At 69.9% G+C, this 6,938-nt stretch carries 7 protein-coding genes and 1 pseudogene; 5 read left to right on the forward strand and 3 right to left on the reverse strand.

Going from position 1 to position 6,938, the window contains the following annotated elements; all coding sequences use genetic code 11:
• Window positions 1–159: 159 nt before the first annotated feature.
• A complete protein-coding gene (locus JHN63_RS22770; RefSeq protein ID WP_200683163.1) occupies window positions 160–1,545 on the forward strand; it encodes a serine hydrolase in 1,386 nt (461 codons plus the stop codon).
• A 120-nt stretch (window positions 1,546–1,665) separates the two neighbouring features.
• On the opposite strand, the gene JHN63_RS22775 is transcribed toward JHN63_RS22770, so the two are convergent.
• Complete coding sequence (locus JHN63_RS22775) at window positions 1,666–2,118, reverse strand: GNAT family N-acetyltransferase (RefSeq protein WP_200683165.1); 453 nt, start codon at window positions 2,116–2,118, stop codon at window positions 1,666–1,668.
• A gap of 51 nt (window positions 2,119–2,169) precedes the next feature.
• Complete coding sequence (locus JHN63_RS22780; protein ID WP_200683174.1) at window positions 2,170–2,628, reverse strand: MarR family winged helix-turn-helix transcriptional regulator; 459 nt, start codon at window positions 2,626–2,628, stop codon at window positions 2,170–2,172.
• A 141-nt stretch (window positions 2,629–2,769) separates the two neighbouring features.
• Between JHN63_RS22780 and JHN63_RS22785 the strand changes: the two genes are divergently transcribed.
• Both JHN63_RS22785 and JHN63_RS22790 read left to right on the forward strand, forming a co-directional pair.
• Entirely contained in the window at window positions 2,770–3,978 is a 1,209-nt protein-coding gene (locus JHN63_RS22785) for an MFS transporter (protein WP_200683176.1), read from the forward strand.
• Window positions 3,979–4,111: 133 nt separating this feature from the next.
• Window positions 4,112–4,534: a heme-binding protein gene (locus tag JHN63_RS22790; protein ID WP_200683178.1), complete on the forward strand. Its 423-nt coding sequence runs from the start codon at window positions 4,112–4,114 to the stop codon at window positions 4,532–4,534.
• A 63-nt stretch (window positions 4,535–4,597) separates the two neighbouring features.
• On the opposite strand, the gene JHN63_RS22795 is transcribed toward JHN63_RS22790, so the two are convergent.
• Window positions 4,598–5,464 carry a GNAT family N-acetyltransferase gene (locus tag JHN63_RS22795; protein ID WP_200683180.1) on the reverse strand — a complete coding sequence of 289 codons (867 nt, stop codon included), beginning with the start codon at window positions 5,462–5,464 and terminating at the stop codon, window positions 4,598–4,600.
• A 194-nt stretch (window positions 5,465–5,658) separates the two neighbouring features.
• On the opposite strand from JHN63_RS22795, the gene JHN63_RS22800 reads away from it, so the two are divergent.
• Both JHN63_RS22800 and JHN63_RS52905 read left to right on the forward strand, forming a co-directional pair.
• The gene (locus tag JHN63_RS22800) at window positions 5,659–6,294 is read left to right on the forward strand and encodes an HAD family phosphatase (RefSeq protein WP_200683182.1); all 636 of its coding nucleotides are present in this window, start codon (window positions 5,659–5,661) and stop codon (window positions 6,292–6,294) included.
• A gap of 304 nt (window positions 6,295–6,598) precedes the next feature.
• Window positions 6,599–6,938: pseudogene (locus JHN63_RS52905) on the forward strand (flavohemoprotein); the annotation flags it as partial.

A 6,938-nucleotide genomic window follows, 5' to 3' on the forward strand; every position in this document is an offset into this window, starting at 1 on the left:
GCGATCTGAGCTCACCTGCAGTCCTCGTGCTCGGTGGCTCAACCGCGGACCCGACAGACACGACCACCGTCGACTCAGCACGGGTCGACACGGCACCGGCGGCCAAGATCCCGAGAAATGTGCTCGACGTACGGCCGTCCCGCCGGATGGACTGGGGGCATGACGACATCTCAGGACGACTTGCTTCCCGGCACCCGCCGGGCGTTGCTCCATCGGATCGCCGTGGCCCAGGCCGAGGGGCGGGCGCCGTCATTGGTCGCGGCTGTGGTGCGGGACGGGCGGACGGTGTGGCACGGCGCGCGGACCTCGGTGGACGGGCACGGGCCGGACGAGAACGTGCAGTACAGGATCGGCTCGATCACCAAGACGTTCACCGCCGTCCTGGTGCTGCGGCTGCGCGACGAGGGTGTCCTGGACCTCGGTGACCCGCTGGAGAAACATCTGCCGGGCACCGGCGCGGGGGAGGCCACTATCGCCCAACTGCTCGCGCACACAAGCGGGTTGGCGGCCGAGTCACCCGCACCCTGGTGGGAACGGACGCCCGGTTCGCTGCGCCCCGAACTCCGCGACGTGCTGGGCGATCAGCCCCTGCTGCATCCGGTTGGCCGCCGGTTCCACTACTCGAACCCCGGCTACACGGTGTTGGGCGCCCTCGTCGAGAAGCTGCGGGGTGCGCCCTGGGAGGACGTACTCCGGCGGGAAGTGCTCGAACCTCTGGGCCTCCGTCGCACGAGTGGCCAGCCCGAGGCGCCGCACGCGGGTGCCTGGGCGGTGCATCCGTGGGCCGACGCACTGCTGCCGGAACCCGCCGTGGACCTCGGTCTGATGGCGCCGGCCGGTCAACTCTGGTCCACCACCGGTGACTTGGCGCGGTTCGCGGTCTTCCTGGCCAATGGGGACGACCGGGTGCTGAGCGCGGAGTCCGTGCGGGAGATGCGGACCCCCGCGGCACCGGCGGAGGCCGCCGACGTCGTGGACGGCTCCGCCTACGGTCTCGGCCTACAGGTCCAGCATCGCGACGGCCGACTGCTCATCGGCCACTCCGGATCGCTTCCCGGCTTCCTGGCGAACCTCAGCATCAGCCTGGAGGACGACGTCGCCGCGGTGGTGCTGGCCAACTGCACCTCCGGACCGCTGCTGGCATCGTTGGGCGCCGATCTCGTCCGTATCGTCGCCGAGGCCGAGCCGAGGATTCCCGAGCCATGGCGCCCGCTGCCCGAAGTCGACGCCGCCGTACTGGAGTTGGCGGGGCAGTGGTACTGGGGTACGCACGGGTTCGCCCTGCGGCTGACGGCTGATGGCGGGGCCTCGCTGGAGCCGCTGGTCGGCACGGGCCGCCGTTCGCGGTTCCGGGCCAACGGCGACGGCACCTGGACCGGGTTGGAGGGGTACTACGCCGGAGAGCTCCTGCGACCCGTACGGCGCCCGGACGGGTCCCTGAGCCACCTGGACCTCGGATCGTTCGTCTTCACGCGTCAGCCGTACGACGAGAGTGGTTCCGTGCCGGGTGGGGTGGACCCGGAGGGGTGGCGGGGGATCCGCTAGCCACTCGCAGCCGGGGAGGCGTCATGTTTCACGTGAAACATGACGCCTCCCGCTGTCGGACGGGCGCTTCGCCCTCTTCAGGGGAGAGGTCCCTTCACCGGGTCGTCTCAGGAGGTCGCTTCAGAGGGGGAGCTTGAAGCCCACGTGTGAGGCGGTGAAGCCGAGCCGCTCGTAGAACCGGTGGGCGTCGGTGCGGGTGACATCAGAGGTCAGCTGGACCAGTTGGCAGCCCTGCCCGCGTGACTCGGCGATCGCCCACTCGATGAGCCGTGTGCCCAGGCCGCTGCCCCGCTCGTCCGCGTGGATCCGTACGGCCTCGATGATCGAGCGGGTGGCGCCCTTGCGGGACAGCCCCGGAACGACCGTGAGCTGGAGGGTGCCGACGACGCGGCCCTCGCGGACGGCGACGACGAGGTGCTGGTTCGGGTCGGCGGTCAGGCGGTCCAATGCGGCCAGGTAGGGCGTCAGGTCGTCCGGTGACTCGCGTTGGGCACCCAGGGGGTCGTCGGCGAGCATGCCGACGATGGCGGGGACGTCCTCGGTGACCGCGGCTCGTATCTCAAGATCTCCCATGGCCACACCTTAGGCAGCGGCGTGCGGTGAGGGAGGGACCCGCACGGGAACCTACGCGGGCACGTTCATCGACTCCACGACCCGGACCAGCGGCGCCAGTTCGGGGTTCGTGGCCGCCGCGTCGAGTGCTTCGCGCAGTGCGGTGTCGTTGGTCGGGCGGGCCTCTTCGAGCAGCGTGAGGCCTGCCTCGGAGACGTTCGTGTAGATGCCCCGGCGATCGGTCGGGCACAGATACCGCGCGAGCAGGCCGCGGTCCTCGAGCCGGGTGACCAGCCGGGTGGTGGCGCTCTGGCTGAGGACGACCGCGTCGGCGACCTGCCGCATCTGCAGATGCCCTCCCTCGCCGTCGTGCTGTCGGCTGAGCACGTCGAGCAGCGAGTACTCGCGCATGCTCAGGTCGTGCTTGGCCTGCAGGGCCCGCTCGATGTGCGCCTCGATCCTCCCGTGCAGCAAGGAGAGGGCGCACCAGCCCTGGGCGAGGGCGGTGAGTGCGGGGTCCGTCGCGGTCATTGGCGTTTCCTCCGTCCAGGAGCGGCTGAACCCAGGATAGAGCACGGATGAAATAGTCCGCGCTTGCATATAGCCCGCGTCTGCAACTATTGTGATGGCACGTAAAGCGCTCCTGCAATCTTCTGGGAAGGGTACCTCCACATGCCTCTCGCGCTTCTGGCCCTCGCGATCGGGGCCTTCGGAATCGGCACGACCGAGTTCGTGATCATGGGCTTGCTGCCCCAGGTCGCGGGCGACTTCGGGGTCTCCATCCCTACCGCGGGACTGCTGGTCACGGGATACGCGCTGGGTGTGGTGATCGGCGCCCCGCTGATGACCGTGCTCGGCACCAAGGTCCCCCGCAAGCGGATGCTGATGCTGCTGATGGGCCTGTTCATCCTCGGCAACCTGCTCTCCGCCGTCGCTCCCAGCTTCTCGGTGATGCTGATCGGCCGCGTGGTCGCCTCGCTCGCCCATGGCGCCTTCTTCGGCATCGGTTCGGTCGTCGCGGCCGAGCTGGTCGCCCCGGACAAGAAGGCCGGAGCCATCGCGATGATGTTCACCGGACTGACCGTCGCCAATGTCATCGGCGTCCCGCTGGGCACCCTCGTCGGGCAGTCCGTCGGCTGGCGGGTCACCTTCGCCATCGTCGCGGGCCTCGGCGTGATCGGCCTGGCCGGTATCGCCAAGCTCGTGCCCGACCTGCCCAAGCCCGAGGGTGTACGACTGCGGCACGAACTGGCCGCCTTCAAGAACACCCAGGTCCTGCTCGCCATGGCGATGACCGTCCTCGGCTTCGGCGGCGTCTTCGCGGCCATCACCTACATCGCGCCGATGATGACCCACGTCGCCGGCTTCGCCGACGGATCCGTCACCTGGCTGCTCGTCCTCTTCGGCCTCGGCATGGTCGGTGGCAACCTCGTCGGCGGCAAGTTCGCCGACCGCGCCCTGATGCCCATGCTCTACGTCTCGCTCGGCGCCCTGGCCGTGGTGCTCGCGCTCTTCACGGTCACCGCGCACAACAAGATCGCGGCTGCCGTCACCATCGCCCTCATCGGCGCCCTGGGCTTCGCCACCGTGCCGCCGCTGCAGAAGCGGGTCCTCGACCAGGCACACGGCGCCCCGACGCTGGCCTCGGCCGTGAACATCGGCGCCTTCAACCTCGGCAACGCGCTCTCCGCCTGGCTCGGCGGCATCGTCATCGCGGCCGGCTTCGGCTACACCGCCCCGAACTGGGTCGGCGCCGTCCTCGCCGCGGCCGCCCTGGTCCTCGCGATCCTCTCGGCCGCCCTGGAACGCCGTACCAGCAGCCACGGCGCCGTCGTGGCGGGCGGCACCCCGAGCGCGCAGCGGGCCGCCGTCCACCACTGACCCCGCCGGGCCGGAACGGGGAGACACGGGGCCAGGGCCGTCCCCGTGCATCCCGGCCGGCTCCCACCGTCCGACCGACGCCGGACACTCCCACCACCACCAGAAACAGCAACACCCGCAAGGAGAAACCCTGATGAGCACCACCACCGCCGTAGCCCCGCTGACCATCCAGGACGCCGAAGCGCTCGTCGCCGAGGCCCGCCGAGCCGCGGAGGCCGCCGGGGTCACCGTGAGCATCACCGTGCTGGACGCCGGCGGTCATCTGCTCGCCTTCCGGCGGGACGACCGGGCCGTGCTGATCTCCGGTGAGACCAGCACCCGCAAGGCCTACACCGCGCTCCAGCTCAACGCGCCCACCGCCGACCTGGTCGACGCCGTCCAGCCCGGAGGCCTCTTCCACACGCTGCCCACCGCGCTAGACCGGCCGCTGCTGTTCATCGCGGGCGGCATCCCGGTGCACCGTGACGGCCGGCTGATCGGGGCGATCGGCGTCGGTGGCGGCGCGCCGACGCAGGACCACGGTTTCGCCCAGGCCGCCGTAGAGGCACTCGTCTGAGGCTGATGGAGACGCCGGTTCCCGATGAGGTCGGGAGCCGGTGTTCTCCGTGTCCTGGGACCGTCAGCCGGCCGCGACCGTCAGGGGAGCGAACCGCCGGGTCCAGTCGCCGGGCAGCTCCGGGATGCCGTACGTCATCACGGAGTTGAAGGCGATGGAGGCGAGTCCGCGTTCCTTCGCCCAGGACAGCAGGTCTTCGTGGCGTACGTCGATGTCGGTGCGCAGTCGGCGGTCGGTGCGGGCGGCGAGTGAGGCGAGGAGGGCCTTCGCCGTCTCGGGGTCCTGTGCGATCAGTGGGCCCACGACCTGGGTGTCCATGTTGGGCCAGGCGGCCGCGTAGCCGATGATCCGGCCGTTCTCCTCCGCCACCCTCAACTGGTCGGCGAAGGCGGGCAGTCGTGTGATGAGGGGCGTGCGATCGGCGCCGAACACCGCCTCGTCGAGGCGCAGGATGCCGGTGAGGTCCTCGGCCGTCGCAGCGCGGGTGGCGATCCGGGACTCGGGTCCGGCAGGTGTGAAATGGCCGCTCAGCATCTCGGCACGGCCGATGACCTTGAAGCCGAGCTCCTCGTAGAGCGGGCGGCCGTTCGGGGTCGCGTGCAGGGTCAGCGGTGTGGTGCCCATCGCTGAGACGAGGTGGCGCATCAGCCGGCGTCCCACGCCCTGTCGGGCGTACCGCTCGGCGACGAGGACCATGCCGACGGCAACGAGATCCGGACGGTCCTGTGGGCCGTACTCCGTGGTGACGCAGGCCGCGAGGAGGCCGCCGTCGGGGGCGTCGATGCCGTAACCCTTCCCGGCGCTCAGGAGGAAGCCCCACTTGTGTTCCTCGCGTGGCCACCCCCGGTCCTCGGACAGGTCGGCGCAGGCGAGGCGATCGCGGAGCGTCAGCCGGCGGATGGGCAGAGCGGCGAGGGAAGGAGTCGGCACGCAGGTCAGGCTGTCTGACACGTGTTGTCGGCGTCCACCTGTTTCCGGCGAGACGTACGTGCTTTTGGCCATCTCGTGATCAACAGCGCAACGCATCGGCAGAAGCCGGATGTTTCACGTGAAACACCGGCGAACGGCGAGCATCCGGCAGGCTCGCCGAAGGCGCCACAGGTCCTCCTACTAACCTCAGGCTCATGGCGAGACTTCATCTCTTCGACCTCGACGGCACTTTGCTGCACGGAACCAGCGCACCCCTGGAGATCTCCCGTCAACTCGGCCTGGAATCCGAGACGGTGGAACTCGAGCAGGAGATCTCGGCGGGTTTGATCGGGCCGCCGGAGTACGCGACCCGCGTGTACACGCTGTGGGCGGATCTCACCGAGGCGCATGTGGCGGCGGCTTTCGACGGGGCCCCGTGGCTGGCGCGGATCCGTGAGGTCTGGGCCGAGATCAGGAACGCCGGCGAATACTGCGCCGTCGTATCGCTCTCGCCGTCCTTCTTTGTGGAACGGCTCACGGGCTGGGGCGCCCACGCGGCACATGGATCGCTCTTTCCCGCCGTGCCCTTCACCGCGCCGTCCATGGACCTGACCGGAGTCCTCAACGCCGCCGCCAAGGTGGTGATCGCGGATCGACTGTGTGAGGAATTCGGGGTGACGAGGGCGGACTGCGTCGCCTACGGGGACTCGATGTCGGACAAGGACCTGTTCGGCGCCGTCCCCGTCTCGGTCGCGGTCAATGCGGATCGGCATCTGGCGGGCCTCGCGACCCACTCCTATGCGGGGCGGGATCTGTGGGATGCCTACGAATTGGTGCGCGGCGCCCGGTAGTTGAGGGAACCGATGGTTCGCCATCCCCCTGTTCGTGGCGGAGCGAGGCGGCCGTTGTGTGCCGAGCACGGGCCGGTAGGGTCGACTCCGGTTCTTGTCCGGGGCCGGATGCCGCGTGAGAGTACTGCGGGCAATGTCACACTCTCGCCTTACTTGTCCGTACGCGGTGGGAATGTGGGTTGGATATGGCTGTATCGGCAGCTTGATCGAACGGGGAGAAGGAAGCCGTCCGCGCGGAAAGCAGGCAGCTTCCGGCTGAGGAAGCGCGCAGACCGACCGAAAGATGTTCGAGGCGAGGCACACCATGGACGCTCCGACCACCGCGTCGGCCGACAACGGCACGTCCGGCGGCGGCAACGGCGGAGGCGGCTGGTTCACTCCGCGCAAGCAGCCGGAGGTGCCTCCGGGCGACGAGCGTGGGACGGCGGAGGGACGGGGACGGCGCCCGGCCGTACTGCGTCCGGTCCGCAGGACCGCGCCGGCCGCGAGCAAAGAGCTTCCGCCCGGGGAGAGTTCGGCCTCACCCACCTCGCCGCCCCCCTTCCCCCCACCGGTTCAGGACGGTGACGGCGCCGCGTCCGCTCCGAGCCCGTACGCCGCTCAGCAGGACGTGGCGCCCGTAGCGCCCGCACAGCAGCGAATAC

Origin of the sequence: Streptomyces sp. MBT65, assembly GCF_016612545.1 — a bacterium.
Classification (GTDB): Bacteria; Actinomycetota; Actinomycetes; order Streptomycetales; family Streptomycetaceae; genus Streptomyces.

What these genes read in the sequence shown, in the direction of transcription:
- JHN63_RS22770 (WP_200683163.1), top strand. Translation starts at nt 160, where the DNA reads ATGACGACATCTCAGGACGACTTGCTTCCCGGCACCCGCCGGGCGTTG.
- JHN63_RS22775 (WP_200683165.1), bottom strand. Translation starts at nt 2,118, where the DNA reads ATGGGAGATCTTGAGATACGAGCCGCGGTCACCGAGGACGTCCCCGCC.
- JHN63_RS22780 (WP_200683174.1), bottom strand. Translation starts at nt 2,628, where the DNA reads ATGACCGCGACGGACCCCGCACTCACCGCCCTCGCCCAGGGCTGGTGC.
- JHN63_RS22785 (WP_200683176.1), top strand. Translation starts at nt 2,770, where the DNA reads ATGCCTCTCGCGCTTCTGGCCCTCGCGATCGGGGCCTTCGGAATCGGC.
- JHN63_RS22790 (WP_200683178.1), top strand. Translation starts at nt 4,112, where the DNA reads ATGAGCACCACCACCGCCGTAGCCCCGCTGACCATCCAGGACGCCGAA.
- JHN63_RS22800 (WP_200683182.1), top strand. Translation starts at nt 5,659, where the DNA reads ATGGCGAGACTTCATCTCTTCGACCTCGACGGCACTTTGCTGCACGGA.